At 44.6% G+C, this 16,566-nt stretch carries 17 protein-coding genes; 1 reads left to right on the top strand and 16 read right to left on the bottom strand.

What is annotated here, in order from left to right; genetic code table 11:
• Positions 1-43: 43 nt before the first annotated feature.
• The 16 genes from KP014_RS08685 to KP014_RS08610 all read right to left on the bottom strand — a co-directional run bounded on the left by KP014_RS08685 (position 44) and on the right by KP014_RS08610 (position 15,064).
• Positions 44-670, bottom strand: coding sequence for a nitroreductase family protein (locus KP014_RS08685; protein WP_036598242.1), 627 nt, complete (start codon positions 668-670; stop codon positions 44-46).
• 40 nt (positions 671-710) lie between these two features.
• Positions 711-1,589, bottom strand: a complete 879-nt coding sequence (nifH, locus tag KP014_RS08680; RefSeq protein ID WP_216700481.1) for a nitrogenase iron protein — start codon at positions 1,587-1,589, stop codon at positions 711-713.
• Positions 1,590-1,595: 6 nt separating this feature from the next.
• Entirely contained in the window at positions 1,596-2,972 is a 1,377-nt protein-coding gene (gene nifB / locus KP014_RS08675; RefSeq protein ID WP_090834749.1) for a nitrogenase cofactor biosynthesis protein NifB, read from the bottom strand.
• Positions 2,973-3,185: 213 nt separating this feature from the next.
• Entirely contained in the window at positions 3,186-3,950 is a 765-nt protein-coding gene (locus tag KP014_RS08670) for a VOC family protein (protein ID WP_036599239.1), read from the bottom strand.
• 3 nt (positions 3,951-3,953) lie between these two features.
• Entirely contained in the window at positions 3,954-4,760 is an 807-nt protein-coding gene (gene proC / locus KP014_RS08665; RefSeq protein ID WP_343223070.1) for a pyrroline-5-carboxylate reductase, read from the bottom strand.
• A gap of 17 nt (positions 4,761-4,777) precedes the next feature.
• A complete protein-coding gene (locus KP014_RS08660) occupies positions 4,778-5,623 on the bottom strand; it encodes a MetQ/NlpA family ABC transporter substrate-binding protein (protein WP_036599237.1) in 846 nt (281 codons plus the stop codon).
• Positions 5,620-6,654 (bottom strand): uroporphyrinogen decarboxylase family protein, encoded by a 1,035-nt coding sequence (locus KP014_RS08655; protein ID WP_036599234.1) that lies wholly within the window; start codon positions 6,652-6,654, stop codon positions 5,620-5,622. The genes KP014_RS08660 and KP014_RS08655 overlap by 4 nt, the downstream gene beginning before the upstream one ends.
• Positions 6,655-6,684: 30 nt before the next feature.
• Entirely contained in the window at positions 6,685-7,344 is a 660-nt protein-coding gene (locus tag KP014_RS08650) for a methionine ABC transporter permease (protein WP_036599231.1), read from the bottom strand.
• Positions 7,319-8,362, bottom strand: a complete 1,044-nt coding sequence (locus KP014_RS08645; RefSeq protein WP_036599228.1) for a methionine ABC transporter ATP-binding protein — start codon at positions 8,360-8,362, stop codon at positions 7,319-7,321. The genes KP014_RS08650 and KP014_RS08645 overlap by 26 nt, the downstream gene beginning before the upstream one ends.
• 34 nt (positions 8,363-8,396) lie before the next feature.
• On the bottom strand, positions 8,397-9,563 hold the full coding sequence (locus KP014_RS08640) for an amidohydrolase (RefSeq protein ID WP_051500362.1): 1,167 nt from the start codon (positions 9,561-9,563) through the stop codon (positions 8,397-8,399).
• A 14-nt stretch (positions 9,564-9,577) separates the two neighbouring features.
• Positions 9,578-10,789: a trans-sulfuration enzyme family protein gene (locus KP014_RS08635; RefSeq protein ID WP_036599226.1), complete on the bottom strand. Its 1,212-nt coding sequence runs from the start codon at positions 10,787-10,789 to the stop codon at positions 9,578-9,580.
• Between the two features lie 6 nt (positions 10,790-10,795).
• Positions 10,796-11,476, bottom strand: a complete 681-nt coding sequence (locus tag KP014_RS08630; RefSeq protein WP_246590673.1) for a GntR family transcriptional regulator — start codon at positions 11,474-11,476, stop codon at positions 10,796-10,798.
• Positions 11,477-12,340: 864 nt separating this feature from the next.
• Entirely contained in the window at positions 12,341-12,619 is a 279-nt protein-coding gene (locus KP014_RS08625; RefSeq protein WP_175491968.1) for a YolD-like family protein, read from the bottom strand.
• 252 nt (positions 12,620-12,871) lie between these two features.
• Entirely contained in the window at positions 12,872-13,066 is a 195-nt protein-coding gene (locus KP014_RS08620) for a hypothetical protein (protein WP_036589814.1), read from the bottom strand.
• Positions 13,067-13,368: 302 nt separating this feature from the next.
• Positions 13,369-13,833 carry a stalk domain-containing protein gene (locus KP014_RS08615; RefSeq protein WP_036589812.1) on the bottom strand — a complete coding sequence of 155 codons (465 nt, stop codon included), beginning with the start codon at positions 13,831-13,833 and terminating at the stop codon, positions 13,369-13,371.
• A gap of 118 nt (positions 13,834-13,951) precedes the next feature.
• On the bottom strand, positions 13,952-15,064 hold the full coding sequence (locus tag KP014_RS08610; protein ID WP_051499453.1) for a hypothetical protein: 1,113 nt from the start codon (positions 15,062-15,064) through the stop codon (positions 13,952-13,954).
• Between the two features lie 298 nt (positions 15,065-15,362).
• On the opposite strand from KP014_RS08610, the gene KP014_RS08605 reads away from it, so the two are divergent.
• Positions 15,363-16,511 carry a S8 family peptidase gene (locus KP014_RS08605; protein WP_036589810.1) on the top strand — a complete coding sequence of 383 codons (1,149 nt, stop codon included), beginning with the start codon at positions 15,363-15,365 and terminating at the stop codon, positions 16,509-16,511.
• Positions 16,512-16,566 lie beyond the last annotated feature (55 nt).

Below are 16,566 nucleotides of genomic sequence, written 5' to 3'. Positions count from 1 at the left end.
ATAGATACATATTTTATGGGCATTAGCCGCCCACAGGAGCTTACTAGGCTTGCGGCAAATCCCATTTTCCTTCAATGATGCTTTCGCTTAAAGGCCGCCGGCCGTTCGGCTTCTCAAGGCTGCGGAAATTTTCGTCCAGGGCATCGGCCTCCCCCTGGTATCCAATCGGTATCAGCAGATGCACAACATAATCGTCCGGAACATTCAGGGCTGTGCGGGCCTTCTCCTGATCGAAACTGGCAATGGCGCGGGTGGACAAGCCTAATAGCGAGGCTTGAAGCGCTATCGCCTGCCAGGCGGCGCCGGTGTCAAGCGCATGGAAGGGGTTAGGCTGGCCATCTTCCCACAGCTTGTAGGAAGCAAGACCAATAATGGCGGGGGCCTGATCCGCCCATACCCGGTTGCTTGGGAAGATCAATTCCCGGAAGGTTTGCAGTTGCTCCTCTGTCTTGGCCAGGATAAAACGCCAGGGCTGTCCGTTTCTGGCGGATGGAGCCCAGCGCGCGGCCTCCAGCACAGTCAGCAGATCCTCCTCGCTAACGCTGCGGTCAGAGAACGAGCGGGGCGACCAGCGGTTTACAAACAAGGGATTAATTGAATGATCGGCATTGCGATTGGCCTGTACTTCCTCGGAAAACTTCTCAGTCGGATTAAACGTTTGTTGACTCATTATGGCATCAACCTCTCTCATAGAATAATTTCCTTTATTATTAGTGACCAGCAGCTTCGAGCTTCTTGATAGCTGTTTCTTCGTCTTCCACCACACCGAAATCGATCAGCAGTTGTTCCAGTTCGTCCATTTCGATCGGAGTCGGAATGTTCAGCATTTCGTTGTGCAGGATTTTGTCAGCCAGTTGCTTGTATTCGTTGGCTTGGTTATGCTCAGGGTTGTATTGAGTAACCGTCATTCTTCTCAGCTCGGCATGTTGTACGACGTTGTCGCGAGGTACGAAGTGGATCATTTGCGTGTTCAGACGACGCGCAAGTTCCATGATCAGCTCGTCTTCACGGTCGGTGTTACGGCTGTTACAGATCAGGCCGCCCAGACGAACACTGCCGCTTTGGGCATACTTCAGGATACCGCGTGCGATGTTGTTGGCTGCGTACATAGCCATCATTTCACCGGAACATACGATGTAAATCTCTTGCGCTTTGTTCTCACGGATCGGCATTGCGAAACCGCCGCATACAACGTCACCGAGTACGTCGTAGGAGATGAAGTCCATACCTTCGTATGCGCCTTGCTCTTCAAGGAAGTTGATGGAAGTGATGATACCGCGGCCTGCGCAGCCTACGCCTGGTTCCGGACCGCCGGACTCTACGCAGAGGATGCCGCCAAAGCCGGTTGCTACTACGTCTTCGAGTTCGAGGTCTTCGACCGAACCCAATTCAGCAGCCAGGTGGAGTACCGTTTGTTGAGCTTTCGTGTTCAGGATCAGACGAGTGGAGTCGGCTTTAGGGTCACAGCCTACGATCATGATTTTTTGGCCAAAAGTGGTTGCCAGCTGAGCCAAAGTGTTCTGGGAAGTCGTAGATTTACCGATACCGCCTTTACCGTAAAATGCGATTTGTCTTGGTTTCTTACTCATGATTAATTATCCCTTCGATATATTCATATTTTCAAAATAGGAACCGAACTTCACACTTTCAAGTATAGCTTCCTGTATTCCGCCTTTGCGGACCAGGGGCAGTACGCCTGCTTTGTTTAGCACCGCGCGGGGCGCGTCGCCGATACCGGAGCTGAGGAGAATCCGGCAATCGCTGAGGATGGAGATGATCTCTTGAAGCGTTTCGCCTTTGTCTCCGTTGCAATCGGCTGTGCCGTGGCAGTATGCCTGTATCTTCCGGATACCGATGAGTTTCACTTCGGCGCCGTCGGTATCAAAAATCATGAATTCCGTCGCATGGCCAAAGTGCTGGTTGACCTTGTCCCCGCCTCTGGAAGCAACCGCGACTCTTGTCTTCTTGTTCTCGTCAAGAATGGTTCGGCGGTTCTCCTTCGCGATAAGGCGCTGACGGATTTTGCCGTCGAGCTCCTGCTGGAACTGTTCTCTAGCGTCGAGGTCGATAACAGGATCGGCTTCCATCGTCTCCAGTTGGAAATCCTGGTTACGGTCCTGGCCGAGCAGCCCAACCGCATCGGCGCGGCATTGGCGGCAATGGCGCATCAGCTTGGTTCCGCCCTCGCTCAGCTGCTCTTGCAACTGGTTCAGTTCTTTTGGACGAGGAGCCTTGCGTCCGTCTTTCTCATACTGGCTGCCAGGAGCGATAATCAGCGGCGTTACATTGTGAAGCGTCGCGCCGAGCTCCTTGACTTTCTTTGATACTTCAACCAGATGCTTGTCGTTGATCCCTGGAATCAGAATCGAGTTGACTTTGACGAGAATGCCTCGCTTAGCCAGTTCCTCCACTCCTTGAAGCTGACGGCTGATCAGCAGAGCGGCGGCTTCTCTTCCTTCGTAACGCACTCCTTCATCAAATACCCAAGGATAAATCTCTTTACCGACATCAGGGTCGATGGCGTTGATCGTGATCGTTACATGTCCGATCCCAAGCTCAGTGATCCGATCGATGTGCCGGTATAGCGTAAGACCGTTAGTACTTAGACAGGTCATCACATCGGGCACATGCTTCTTGACTCTCTCAAATGTATCGAAAGTCTTGTCCGCATTTGCAAGCGGATCGCCTGGGCCGGCTATGCCGACCACCGACAGCTGCATGAGCTGTGCTGCCACACCTTTTACTTTCCGCTCCGCTTGTTCCGGAGTGAGCACCTCACTGACAACCCCAGGTCTGCTTTCGTTCACGCAGTCGAATTTACGGTTGCAGTAGTTGCATTGGATGTTGCAGGCGGGAGCAACCGGGATATGCATCCTGGCAAAAAACCGATGGGCTTCCTCGCTGTAGCAAGGGTGGCGACTGATATCGTCCTCTGCTGCACTTGATAAACACGATGTCGTCTGCGGCTTCATTTTTCCCACCTCCTTAAAATAACGACGAAAAAGGCATTCTCCTAAGGAAAATGCCTCCATTCGCATGGTCGGTATATCTCTAATTCCCATCTTAAACAGATAATCCCTATATGTCAACTATGTATTTATCAGAGCGTGCGTTAAAGCCATAAAATACGCCAGAAAAAAAAGCCCTGTATTCGAAAATACAGAACCTTTACGAGGACATCGCTTTTAAGTGAAAACATATTCGCCTTCACCAATCCGAATAGTTTTCCCTTTTAGCTCTACAGAATCCGTTTCAAAAATCACCTGTTTGAATTGGTTCTCGTCCCCTTTTACGAAGTCAAAAAACTTGTCGCCAATCTTAAGGGTGACGGGTTTGTCTTCTGACTCTAGGACGGTCAGTCCGAATAACTTTCCCCAATGCTCAGCGGCAGCTGCTGGATCGGAGACATGGAATACCGCTCTTTTGATTTCGGCATTACCGGCTGGATGAGGGCTAATGATGCCGGATGACGTTAACCGGTCCAATCTTTCCTCATCTGACCCTTTCCATTGAATAATAAACGGATAGACCAGTCCGCCAAAATCACCGTCAATGGTCATCATCCGCCACTCAATTAATCTGCCCTTGTTATCCAGACGCTTGCCATCCATTATAGGAGACAAGCTTAAGCCTGCCGCTTCCAAAGAAGCGGCCATTTCTTCAATATCATCGGTCCGAATAACGACTCTGCTCAAAACTTCATGCTCTGGCAATGTGTCAACCGCATCTTTTACCACACGGTTATGTTCCGTTGCCTTCGCTAATTCAAGATTCTCAATGCCCAGAAACTCGATATAGGTTAACCCAAAATAGCTTAAGCTGTTATAGGTTCCCCATTCCGTATGCGAGCCTCCCTTGAAGGCAACTAAACCATGTTCTCTAAAGATTTCAACCGGTTGGTCCAAATTATTGACATAATGAACAAGATGATCCCAATGTTTGCTAGCCATTGTCTATTTCGCCCCTAACTCGGTTGTTCGCTTTACGGCTGCCAGGACGCTTCTTTGCAGACCGGCCGCAAAATCACTGTTGTTCAGCTCGTATAAGCCATGAATGCCTACACCGCCAGGCGAGTTATTAATGTCAAGCAGTTGTCTTGGATGCAGACCGGTCTGCTTCAGCATGACGACAGCTCCAGTGACATTTTCCAGCGCAACGTTCCACGCTTGTTCCCGCGGCAATCCGGCGAGCACACCGGCATCCGCAAGCGATTCAATAAAATAATAAATGTAATTCGGTCCAGCCACACCATATCCGGTAAAGATATCAATGAGTGATTCGTCCAAATATTGGACTTTTCCGAATCCGTGCAAGAAGCCGTCTACTTGGTCTTGAGTGGCGTAGGCATTCAAGGCAACTCCGCTATAGCCGTAACCCGTATCGGTCAACGTATTTGGAATGACCCTGATAATGGGACGTTCTTCTCCAAAAAAGCCGGCCAGCTTATCCATCGTCACACCCGCCACAATCGAAACGATTGCGGCGGTTGGTGCTGCGAATTGTTGTACAGCTTGTCCTAATGCAGCCAAATTGTCCTGCGGCCGGACAGCAATCACAATCAAGTCTGCTTCGGCCAAAAATTTCTCCTGAGAGCTGTCCGTATTCACTCCATAAGTTTGGCTTAAAAACTGAAGACGTGCCTCATTGATATCCATTACGCTAATTCGATCCGCGGATATCGTTTGATTGGTTACAACGGCGCGGATAATGGCCTCAGCCATTTGTCCGCCGCCGATAAAGTGAATCTGTTTTTCGATCAACCCATCCACTTCCTTACTTAATTGGTTTTCCACGCTTCAGGCAGGATAAATCCGTCGTATTTCTCTATTCCGGTGATATATTCTTCAAACTCCGGCGACTCATAGGCGGCTTTCAAGTCTTTGGCCCATTGGGTATTTTCATCTTTCTTGTTGATGGATACAATGATTCTGTGCTGCATTGGCGTATTTTCTATTTTCAATGCGTCTGTAATCTTTTTGCCGGCGTTTGCAATGTAGTTTCCATTAACGACTCCATAATCCACATCTTCCAGCGATACCAGGATTTGCGCCGGGTCCAGAATTTTAATATCAATTTTATACTTGTCCGGCTCCATGCTGTTAATGTTAAAGTCCTCCACACCTGCTCCTTCTTTAATCTTTACCCATCCAAGTTCTTCCAGAATCCGAAGCGCACGTTCCTGGTTAACCGGATCATTGGGGACAGCAACGGTAGTGCCGTCTTTTACATCATCGAGTGTAGTGTGCTTAACGGAGTATAGACCTTGCGGCGCACCCGGCACATAGGCGATTCCAACCATATCCGCACCAATTTCTTTGTTAATCGCCTCCATATACGCCGTACTTTGGAATATGCTTGCGTCAATGGAGCCTTCCTTCATGGCTGGGTTTACCTGCATGTTTTGAGAGAAGGTTTTAATATCAACCTTGTAGCCTTTTTCCTCTAAAATCGGCAGAATCGATTGTCGAAATTGCTCTTCATACGTCCCAACACCAAATCCAACGGTAATCTCTTTCTTTTCTTCCGGCGCAGCCCCTGAGTTCGAGCCCTTATTCGCATTTTGGCCGCAAGCCGACAACAATGCTACAACCCCAACTAAAATAACGAGCATTAACTTTTTCATACTCTTGTCTCCTTTTCAAAAACAGATTTTTTTAGCTGTTTCAGAGCTTCATCGGTTACGTTAAGCGGGATTGCGCAATTTGGAGCGAGAATAAATGGCTGGTCCTTCATCAGGTCCAAAGCTTCCACGGCCTGCTGCTGAATTTGAGCAATGTCATTTACCGCAAACAAAGCATGATCGACGCCGCCTACCTTGGTTGCCGTTAAAGCCGCATCCAGGTCCGGATTTCCTTCAGCCTTCGTGTCCCAGCTGATCCCGTCGATCCGGTAATCGTTAAATCTTTCAGGCTGGGAATAGGTTCCGCAAGTATGCAGGACATTTTTCCCGTAGCTCGCAGCCTCAAGTACAATGGAATCATAAGGTCTGGAAAATTCATTAAACATCGCTTCACTGAACAACCCCGGATGGGCTGTACCCGTCACCGCATAAAACAGTCCGTCCGATCCCGCTTGCTGCAGCTCTTTTACATAATCAGCCAAGGTTAATGAAATCACATGCAACGCATGATGCGCCGCCGCTCTGTGCTCGGTGAACAACGATTCCAAGGTGACAGGATTCTCAATGCCAAACACCGTTTTGGTCACATAAGCAGATCGGCCCACAATAAAGAGCAGTACAGTTAATGGTGAAAAGACGGTTTGAATTAAAGGGGTATCCGGCAGCCCCTGACGAATTTTTCGTACCGCTTCTAGTTGCTCCAATAACGGCGCTGAATCTGCGGCTTTTTTCACTTCAAGATCCCAAAGATTAGCTGCGGTTGGAACAGCCGTCGTTTCCTGCCTCGGGAATACCGTTTGGTAGTCCTGAAAGTCATACTTATTTCCCCAAGCTTCCGCCAGATAGGTGGCTCTAGGATTAATTTTGACCCAATCCCAATCATATTTCTTTGTAAAAGTAATCGTCGTTTCTGCCAAATCTTCTGCATTTTGTTCTTTGTCGATGAAATGACGCCATCCGCTGACAATCGGACGATCCGCCCTTTCACCGGATAATAATGCGTTAAATCGGTCTTGTTTGCTCCATTCACTCACTTGTCGTCTTCCTCCCCTTTACGTTAATTCCTAATAACGGCGAATCTTTCTCGCCAAAGTGTTGCCTAATGATTGAATACCTTGAACGAAAATAATAAGGATAATTACAGTGGCAACTACTACAACAGTGTCAAATCGCTGGTATCCATATACGATAGCCAAGTCTCCGACTCCGCCGCCGCCAACCGTTCCAGCCATAGCGGTCGCACCAATTAACCCAATGGTCGCAGTCGTCAAGGATAGAACTAACGATCCTACAGCCTCGGGTAATAAAAAGTACCAAACGACTTGAAACGGTGTAGCCCCCATCGCCTCTGCCGCTTCAAGAATTCCCGGATTGACTTCAAGCAAGGAATTCTCTACCAGGCGCCCGATATAAGGTGCGATATAAATAATAAGCGGCACGATCGCTGCGCTTGTCCCAATCGAAGTCTGAACAATCAACCGGGTAAACGGAATAATGGCGACGAGCAATATGATAAATGGCAGGGAGCGGACAACGTTGATCACTGGATTGATAATGGTATACAGTATCTTGCTCTCCAAAACACCGCCAGGACGGGTAACCACAAGTAATATCCCGATAGGTATTCCGATTAAAGACCCCACGAACAAGGACATCCCCACCATATAAAGGGTATCCATGATCGCCTGCATAAATTGATCAGTTGTAACTGTAGTTGACATCATGCTTTTCCACCTCCTCTACACCGACTCCGCTGCTTTTTAAGAAAGACAAGGCTTTATCAACCTCGGCAGTCTCCCCTTTTAACTGAACAATCACTTTTCCCAATGTCGTTTCTTCAATCTCGGTCATATTGGCAAATAGAATATTGACTTGCACAGCATATGAACGAATCATTTTATACATAATGGGTTCCGAAGCGCATTGGCCGACAAATTCCAATTTGTAAATGCCGCTTCCGGGTTCTTTTTTTATCGATTTTTGCACGCTGTTTGTAATACTATTTTGAATAACGGTTTTCACAAAATTTTGCGTGGTCGGATGCTTTGGATGTCCGAATACCTCCAGAACGCTTCCTTGCTCAATAATCCGTCCTTCTTCCATGACCGCCACCTTGTTGCAAATCTCCTGAATGACTGACATTTCATGGGTGATGATCATAACCGTAATATTGTATTCCGCATTTATTTTTTTCAAAAGCTGTAAAATGGAGCGCGTCGTCTGTGGGTCCAGCGCTGACGTCGCTTCATCACAAAGGAGAATGGAGGGGTTCGAGGCAAGCGCTCTTGCAATCCCGACACGCTGCTTCTGTCCGCCTGACAATTCACTCGGATAGCTGCCAGCTTTGTCGCCTAATCCAACAAACTCCAGCAGTTCCAGAACACGCTGGCGAATTTCATTTTTATTCTTTTTCAACAAAATGAGGGGAATGGCCACATTATCAAATACTTTTTTCGATTCCAACAGGTTAAAATGTTGAAAGATCATGCCGATATTTTTTTTGGCGGCACGCAGATCTTTAACGCTGTATTCACCTAAATCATGCCCATCGACAAAAACCTGTCCTTTCGTTGGTCTTTCCAAATAATTGACTAAACGAATCAATGTACTCTTTCCCGCGCCGCTATAGCCGATAACCCCAAATATATCGCCTTTCTCAACCTTTAAATTAATTCCCTTTAAGGCTTCGTTCGAGATCCCTTTGCGAGTGTACGTCTTAGAAACATCCTTTAATTCAATCATATACATTCCTCTCATTTCATTTTCGGATTTAGGACTAACCTTTCTCCTTCAGCTTCACCAGCGCTTGCTCAGCCAATAATGCGAAATAATGGGCAGCTGGCAATAATGCGGCCTCATCTACATCGAAACGCGGATGATGCAGCGCATAAGCGGGACCAGCTCCGATATTTACAAAAGCGCCCGGTATCTTCTGCAAGTACAATGAGAAGTCTTCACCTCCCATTTGCGGCGGGATATCATGCACCTCATAACCAGCCTGTTTGGCGATCTCTTTGGTAAAATCAGCCCAGTAGCCGTCGTTTATGGTTGCGGGCGGGCCTGGATACCAATGCAGCTTGGCCTCCGCTCCGGCTGCCGCGGCAATTCCTTCTATGATTTGAGTCATTTTGTCTGGGATTGTCCGACGAATCTCTTCATTATGAGTTCTAACGGTGCCCTCCAATTCAACCAGCTCCGGCAGCACATTCCAGGTGAACCCTCCATTGATTCGGGTTACACTCAGCACAACCGGCTCTCCTGCCTTGTTCCGGCGGCTTACAATCGTTTGGAGAGCGGTAATGATTTGAGCCGCGGTTACGATGGCATCCACACCATTCTCCGGAGTTGCGGCATGGGCCCCGATGCCCTTTACCGTAATTTCAAACCGGTCAACACCTGCTGTTAAGGCGCCGGTCCTCGTTCCAAACGATCCTGTGGGCAAGTCTGGCGAGTTATGAAGGCCAAATATGGCAGCTACACCTTCAAGCCCTCCCGACGCCAGAACACTTTCAGCCCCGTGACCGGTTTCTTCCGCCGGCTGAAACAATACTCTAACCCTTCCGGGCAGCTCAGCTTCACGGGCTTTTAGCAAGTATGCGGCACCTAAAATGACAGCCGTGTGAAAATCATGACCGCATGCATGCATTTTCCCCGGAACCTCTGACGCAAAAGGCAATCCGGTCTGTTCTTCAATCGGGAGTGCATCGATATCACAGCGAATGGCTACGATTGGCCCTGTTCCTTGTCCGATTTCGGCGATAAGTCCCGTTTTCAAAGGGAGGTTCAATATACGAATATTGGCATCCGTCAGCCATTTCCGCAGTTTTTCTGTCGTTTTAAACTCTTCATAAGATAGTTCAGGCTCCTGGTGAAGGTTTCTGCGAACGTCAATTAATTGACTGCCTAAAGCTTGTTCAATCTCATCCGGCTGCTTAGTAGACATGGACTTCCTCCCTTTTATTTCGTTATTATTTTTTCAGAAGCTGGAAAAAGGACGGTGAGAGCTTGATCGAAATCACTGATAATATCATCAGCATCCTCTAACCCTACCGAAACGCGAATTAATCCATCCGTAATCCCAAATTTCATTCTCTCTTCCTGTGGAATGGAAGCATGAGTCATTGAAGCCGGATGCTGGACTAGGGTTTCCGGATCGCCCAAGCTGAATGAAATCATCGCTAATTTCAGCGAGTTTATTAATTTTTTTCCTTCGATTAAGCCTCCCTTTACTTCAAAAGAAACAATCCCTCCCATACCCTTCATTTGTTCTTTGGCCAGCTCATGTTGAGGATGAGACTTTAAACCTGGATAAAAGACTTTATCAATGAAAGGATGAGACTCGAGATATTCGGCAATTTTCTGGGCATTGCTGCAATGTCTTTCTACCCGTAAGGCCATGGTCTTCATTCCTCTTAAAATCAAGAATGCGTCCCAAGCATTCAAATTTTGTCCCAAATCACCCATCAGTTTCTTTCTCATAAACTGGATGGTGTCTTTTTTTCCAACAATAAATCCTGCCAAGACATCCCCGTGACCATTAATATATTTAGTAGCGCTATGCACCACAACATCGGCCCCAAGCTCCAAAGGCTTCTGCAAGCAAGGGCTCATAAAGGTGTTATCGACAATGACGGGGAGCTGATACGATTTGCAGACTTCCGAGATTTTCCCAATATCAAGAATTGTCAATCTGGGGTTAGAGGGAGTTTCAATATAAACTGCTTTTGTATTTGGCTTGATAGCTTTAATCATTGAATCCAGATCCGTACAATCAACAAAATCAAATTGTATGCCAAATCGGGGCGCCAAAGAAGTCAGGAAACTATAGGTGCCTCCATAAACATCCTTGGTCACCAGAACATGATCGCCATGCTTCAAGAAGCCGAGAAGAGCAATGGAGATGGCCGCCATTCCGCTGGAAACACCCAAAGCATCTTCTCCGCCTTCCAACGCGGCTATCTTTTTTTCCAATGTGCGGGATGTAGGATTTCCGTATCTGCCGTAATAAACGCCTTCTTCCTCGCCTGCTACAACGGCCGCCGCTGTTTCCGCATCTGGGAAAGCATAAGCGACAGCAGGTATGATGCTTTGAGAGATGGCGCCCGTGTGAGGGTCCGGAAACTGGCTTTCATGAATAATCTTCGTGTCCATACTCCAATCTGTCTTCATTAAAACTCAATCCTCTCTGTTTGCTTGAATTCCTTGTATTCTCTCCAATGCGGCGGATAGACTGCTTAATATATGATCCTGCATCGCTTTTTCCGCGCCGTCTTCATTTCTGTCGGCTATCATTTGCAAGATAAAGTTATGTTCTTCATCCGCCTGCGTGTTCCAATCGCCATGCAGAGAAACAAACCGGCAATAGCGAAGCGCGTGATCTCTTAGATGATTCAAGATTTTCACAAAGGTCTTGAGATCACTCATTTCAGATAAATAATCATGGAATTCAAAGCCATATGAAACAAAATCCTGACTCTTGCCAGACTGAAAGGACTGTTTAATATTTTCAATCATAGCCGTTAAATTTTGGATATCTCTATCCGTGGCATTTTTGGCCGCACTCTTGGCAATATACCCTTCCAGCATGCTGCGGATCAGGAATATTTCTTTAACCTCTTCCACTGTTACTGAAGCCACTCTCAACCTGCCATTCGGCTGCCGAACGAGAAACTCCTCGTTCTCCAACCTTTGAATAGCCTCTCTTAATGGAGTGCGGCTTACTCCGAGCAGAGCTGCCAAACTTTCTTCATGTACAATTTCGTCAGGCTTTAATTCGCTATCGATAATTTTTTGTTTTAACGCAAAATAAGTATTATCCTTGGATAACCTGCGTGTTCGCATAACAGAACTGTTCATATATCCATCTCCTAGTCAATAATCTGCTAGTTCCCACCACAGAAGTATAATTGTATAATTGTATACAATTATTAAAATAGTCTCTCCGGGTCCAATTTCCCTTAGTTTGTGGTTGCAAATTAAACCTTACGTCTGGTAGCTCATCTCTTGTAGAATTAGCTATATAATACATACAGAAATCGCGCTTGTCTACAGTTTTGTGTCATTTTTAATCACATTACCATGTTTGTTGTCGAAAAAAGCAGAAATATTATTAAAAACATCACTGCATAATGTTATGTTTCGTAACATTTGATTTACATAGAAAATCAATTGGAGACAAATCAAAACTACTGATTTACTAATAACATGTGATGAATTGGTTAGCTGGAGGACTGCCAGCTGCTTGTTGGAGCCTTACTTTATGTATATTAAACCATAACTATTGGAATAGTACAATTTAATTATAATGAGGCCTCCCAGGGAATTCTGGGAGGCCTCGAAAATATAAAGATGTGGTCAAACGGTGTTTCCTGTTACCGAAACTCTTGATGCATAAGGCTTAACAGCCTGTATTACATCATGCCGCCCATATTTTCCGCACTTTTATTTGACTTTTTTGGTATTGGTTTGGATTCCTTTTTCACCGTTTCATTGGGCTTTTCGATATCATATATCGGACTGACTTTTGTTCGCTTTGAGTGATTTCGTGATTTTTTCTGTGATTTATTATCCCCCTTACGAATGACAATTACAGCAGGGCAAATGCAACTGAAACATCCTGATTACCAGTATACCGATGCAGATATTCTTCTGTCTATCGAGATTGGGGAATCTGGTTATGTCTCAATCCTCACAATATCCCGCATCCAAATCCAATCCCAGTCATCCTCTGACCAGCGAGCTTAATCCTCCGGAGCTGCCGATCCACGCCCAACACGATGTCTTTAGCGATCCGGTCGGTATATGGGTCCCATAGTTTAAGCGTAACCGGTACCTTGTCGCGCTAGAGTAATACAGTGCTTTGTCAATCTCCTCCAGTTGTTGCTCATCCAAGATGGGTTTCTCACGGCGTTGGCTTTCCTTCAGTTCTCGCTCCATCCCCGAGCGGTGTTCGGGTAGAATTAACTTGCTCTCCCACAATCCGCCTTCCAGTTTCTTCACACTCATTCTCCTTATCTTCTCCGGGTCCGCTTCTGCCTGCCCGGCTCCTCCCTCTCCCACGCTTCAAGAATCACAACAGTTTCGGGCGCTGCGCCGGGCTACCACTTGACGTATCGTTCGTCAACCAGTTCCTGCAACGTCGCCCGGATCTGCTCTGGCCGACGACTGGACCTGCGCTGCAGCTGCCACATTGGAGGCATAACACCGAAATGATGGCGGTAAGCATGCATAATTCGCAGCAGTTTGCGCGCGTTATCCGACAGCATGGCTCGTACCTACAGGCTGCCAGGCAAGTATGTTGGCCACCAAAAATACACGCGGCGCGCCGGTGACAAGGCATGTTGCCCGGATGCTGCCGTCTTTGATACCTTTGACCTCGATCTTCCGCTGTGTAATCTTTCCGGACCGGTCCATATATACGATCTCGATGGTTTGACCAACAGTCATCTTCACATTGTCCGCCTCCAAAATAGGGACATTTGTTTGTATTATATGAGAACATTCGTTCTTTATTCAATAAAAAAATCCCGCCATGTTTATTCGAGGCCACTGAAAAAGTCAATTTAATAAGAATCATCGAAAAAACGAGCCTCTAGAATTGCTTCTAAGGCTCGTTTCGCGTTCAGGGAATCATATTTGACCCCCTAAAGTTTTGGTTTTATTGAAGAAGCGATAGTTTTTCAGTGGCCTCTGTTTATTCAGGCGGGTTAATATTACTTGGCATACAAAAACTTTCTTGCCATTCATTTTTATTTACTCACATTTATTGTTTTAGAAGTTTGATCAAACACTACATTAATATCATATACTGAAACAACCGGTTTTAATGGTATTTCTATGCGATTATTAACTAGCAATATTTTTGTGTCAAGATTTATCTTCTCATTATTATAGTAGAAAAAATTATCCCCAACTTTAAACTGCAAGATAGGTGTAGTGTTACTTGCAAAATCATTACTATAAATCTTTAAAGTTTTTGTCTGAGCATTATAAGACATTGCTTTCGGATTCACCAAAAATGGTAAGCAATTCAGAAGTCCTAGAAGGTCAACATAAGTTCGATTATTTATTACTTGTCCAGTGAATGACTTTTCTTCTAATACTGTAGATTTAATCTTTACAGTTCCAATAGATGAAGCGCTGACTGAAATGCTTAGAGACAACATTGAGATTACTAGGATAGTAAGAATGAAAATTTTGGATTTTAAACGCATATTGTCCACTCCTTCATTTTTTTATAATAATTAGACGGTGTAAACAAGAAAAAGTTGTGATTTTTTAAAAAAAATTATCTAGAGAAGAGGAGAGCCCTCTTCTCTAGATACCAACTAATTAATAAATTTTGTATTGTTCGTCTCGATCCGTACCGCTATAAACTGTTTTGATAAAATCGATTGCTCCCCCATGACTCCAAGTACTTTCCGATACTCCACTTACCGCACCTGGATATACTGTGCCGGTTCCATCATTGGTAAGCCACCGGTAATTTCCCCAGTTGGCATACGAACCATAAGATACATGGAATTTACCTGTTGTAGTACTAGGCATTGCGATTGCCGTTACGCGCTTAACAGATTTATTCAACGAGTTATAACCATTGAATTTCACAACATAAATCGTACTGTAGTTTATTTGATAAGTAATCGTAAGTACTGAATCATAAGTATGATAGTACACTTTGTAACCAGTGATAGTTTGTCCCCCGGAATAAGGATTGGCAAAATCATAATAATATTCCGCATAATCATCGCCAGTAGAAGGAGTAGTAATATCATGTGCTGCTCGAGCATGGAAAAGCGCGAACCATCCATTTCCTTGAGTTCCCTTATATGTCCCAAATCCTACTTCCGCTATACCAACACCGCTTTGATCGATACCAGAGTACAAATAAGCAGCTTCTTGATATGTTGTTGCTGTATTAACATCATAGTTAGGAAGTGTAACATCATCGGCTACAGCCCCAGTATAGCTCAAACTTGTGGTACTTGCCGGCGAAATTAATCGATGAAAGGCGCCAGTAGTCGATCCTGCTGGAGCAGGGTAACTATCCGGTAAAATAGACAAAGCGTTAACATCTGTACTTTCTATTTCAGTCTTTTTCCCTTTTTTCTCATCTTTCCCAAATCGAGAAATTACATTTCCTTTCTCAGAACTATCAGCTTCAACCAATTGCCCATTTTCATCAAATGTCATTAAAACAATCTCTGCTTTTTTTAGCTTTTCGACTTTATCTTTCGTTTTTTCGTCGTTAACCTCTTTCTGTAGAAGCTCAGAGTTTAGATCAGTTACAGGACTAAGATTATTCTCTGTCAGTTCTTGGTTTACAACTTCTAGCCTGTGTTTTTCAAACTCATCAATTGTTTTTGGACTTGCATAAGCTGAAGCCGACATAAAAATCAGTGCTGATACCAAAACCCCTGTAAAAGCTAATTTTGTCTTTCTCAAAATAATTTCCCCTTATAATTTATTTTGAATGCTGGCCAGCAATCCAATCAATAGATACAACAATCCAATCTGACTACTACTTTCTCACTATCTTTTCTAGTACTTCCAAATACCAGTGCCTAGAATGTACTACAAAAGTAATAAATTTGTAAATCGCGAATTATGTCGTTTATTGATTTTTTTGAGACAAGAATCTATTTTTGCCACAAAATGTACATCAATGTTTTTATTTGCCATTCTATAATTTTTTATGTATTATTTTAAATAAATGTGTGGCATTAGGAGGAAGAATATTCTTATGGTAAGGCACTCTTTTCAAAAAATAGTTCTTATTTTAGTGGCTGTCATATTATCTCTTTTTTATGGAGAAATCACTTATACCAATGCATCTCATTCTCGAACTATTGTTATAGCAATGCTTGATTCAGGTATTGATCCAACGCACCCCGAACTTGCTAAAAATTTAATAAAAGATTTAGATGGAAATCCAGTAGGTTGGAGTATGCTCGAAGATGATTCATCATTTATTGATAAATATGGTCACGGCACACATTTGGCTGGTATTATCGCACAATTATCTAAAGAAAATGTGAAAATACTCCCCATTCGTGTACTTGATGAAAAGGGAACCGGATCAAAATCAGACCTTATTAAAGGTTTCCATAAGGCTATTGAACAGAAAGTCGACATTATACTTTCAAGTTTGGGAACAAAATCTTATGACAAAGAACTTTCGGCGGTTGTTTCCGAGGCATGGAAGAAAGGTATCTTAATTATTGCAGCAGCAGGAAATGATGGAAGTGATCAAATTGTATACCCAGCAGGAAATCTCTATGCTTTAGGAGTAGGGGCCGTAGTAAATGATAATTCTTTACTATCAAAATGGAAATCAAACTCAGTATTTGAAGTGTACAATCGATCTAACTCGGGAATTCATGTAAGTGTAATGGGACCCGGCAGTAAAATTTGGTCGACTACACCTCAATACTCTGTATATTTAAATAATCATGGAGTTGAATCAGGTCATGCAGAATTGGGAGGTACTTCTCAAGCAGCAGCATATGTAGCAGGAGTAGCATCAAATTATTGGGCAACACATCCCCGTATAACTAACCAGGAGCTATACCAAATTATTGAGCAAAATGCGCTGTCTTCGGAAATTGGTTGGAAAAAATACGGATATGGACTCGTTCCAATTGAACTTAAAACACTTGATTTTTTAAAGCAACCCGGCTGTATATATGGACAAGTACTAAATCCTGAAGAAGTACCTATGGCAGGAATAAGTGTTATTGTTGATAATAAATTTATTAAATATTCGAATTCAGGTGGTTTTTTTCGTTTTTATGTCCCATCCGGGAAACATACAATCAAAATAGTTGGCGGAAAGGAAAAAAATATTGAGGTCCCATCTCATTCCGACGTATTACTTAAATTAACACAATAATTTTGTTGTTTCACATTTTGGCCGACAGCAAGCTACTGCCAGAGATCGGAAAATC

The sequence above is a fragment of the Paenibacillus sophorae genome, from assembly GCF_018966525.1.
GTDB classification, from domain to species: Bacteria; Bacillota; Bacilli; order Paenibacillales; family Paenibacillaceae; genus Paenibacillus_AQ; species Paenibacillus_AQ sophorae.
This window is presented reverse-complemented; position numbering and strand designations above follow the sequence as displayed.

Coding starts and splice junctions, on each gene's coding strand:
- KP014_RS08640 (WP_051500362.1), bottom strand. CDS start 9,563: ATGTCTACTAAGCAGCCGGATGAGATTGAACAAGCTTTAGGCAGTCAA.
- nifH (WP_216700481.1), bottom strand. CDS start 1,589: ATGAGTAAGAAACCAAGACAAATCGCATTTTACGGTAAAGGCGGTATC.
- KP014_RS08635 (WP_036599226.1), bottom strand. CDS start 10,789: ATGAAGACAGATTGGAGTATGGACACGAAGATTATTCATGAAAGCCAG.
- KP014_RS08620 (WP_036589814.1), bottom strand. CDS start 13,066: ATGACTGTTGGTCAAACCATCGAGATCGTATATATGGACCGGTCCGGA.
- KP014_RS08645 (WP_036599228.1), bottom strand. CDS start 8,362: ATGATTGAATTAAAGGATGTTTCTAAGACGTACACTCGCAAAGGGATC.
- KP014_RS08630 (WP_246590673.1), bottom strand. CDS start 11,476: ATGAACAGTTCTGTTATGCGAACACGCAGGTTATCCAAGGATAATACT.
- KP014_RS08685 (WP_036598242.1), bottom strand. CDS start 670: ATGAGTCAACAAACGTTTAATCCGACTGAGAAGTTTTCCGAGGAAGTA.
- KP014_RS08670 (WP_036599239.1), bottom strand. CDS start 3,950: ATGGCTAGCAAACATTGGGATCATCTTGTTCATTATGTCAATAATTTG.
- KP014_RS08660 (WP_036599237.1), bottom strand. CDS start 5,623: ATGAAAAAGTTAATGCTCGTTATTTTAGTTGGGGTTGTAGCATTGTTG.
- KP014_RS08650 (WP_036599231.1), bottom strand. CDS start 7,344: ATGATGTCAACTACAGTTACAACTGATCAATTTATGCAGGCGATCATG.
- KP014_RS08615 (WP_036589812.1), bottom strand. CDS start 13,833: ATGCGTTTAAAATCCAAAATTTTCATTCTTACTATCCTAGTAATCTCA.
- nifB (WP_090834749.1), bottom strand. CDS start 2,972: ATGAAGCCGCAGACGACATCGTGTTTATCAAGTGCAGCAGAGGACGAT.
- KP014_RS08605 (WP_036589810.1), top strand. CDS start 15,363: ATGGTAAGGCACTCTTTTCAAAAAATAGTTCTTATTTTAGTGGCTGTC.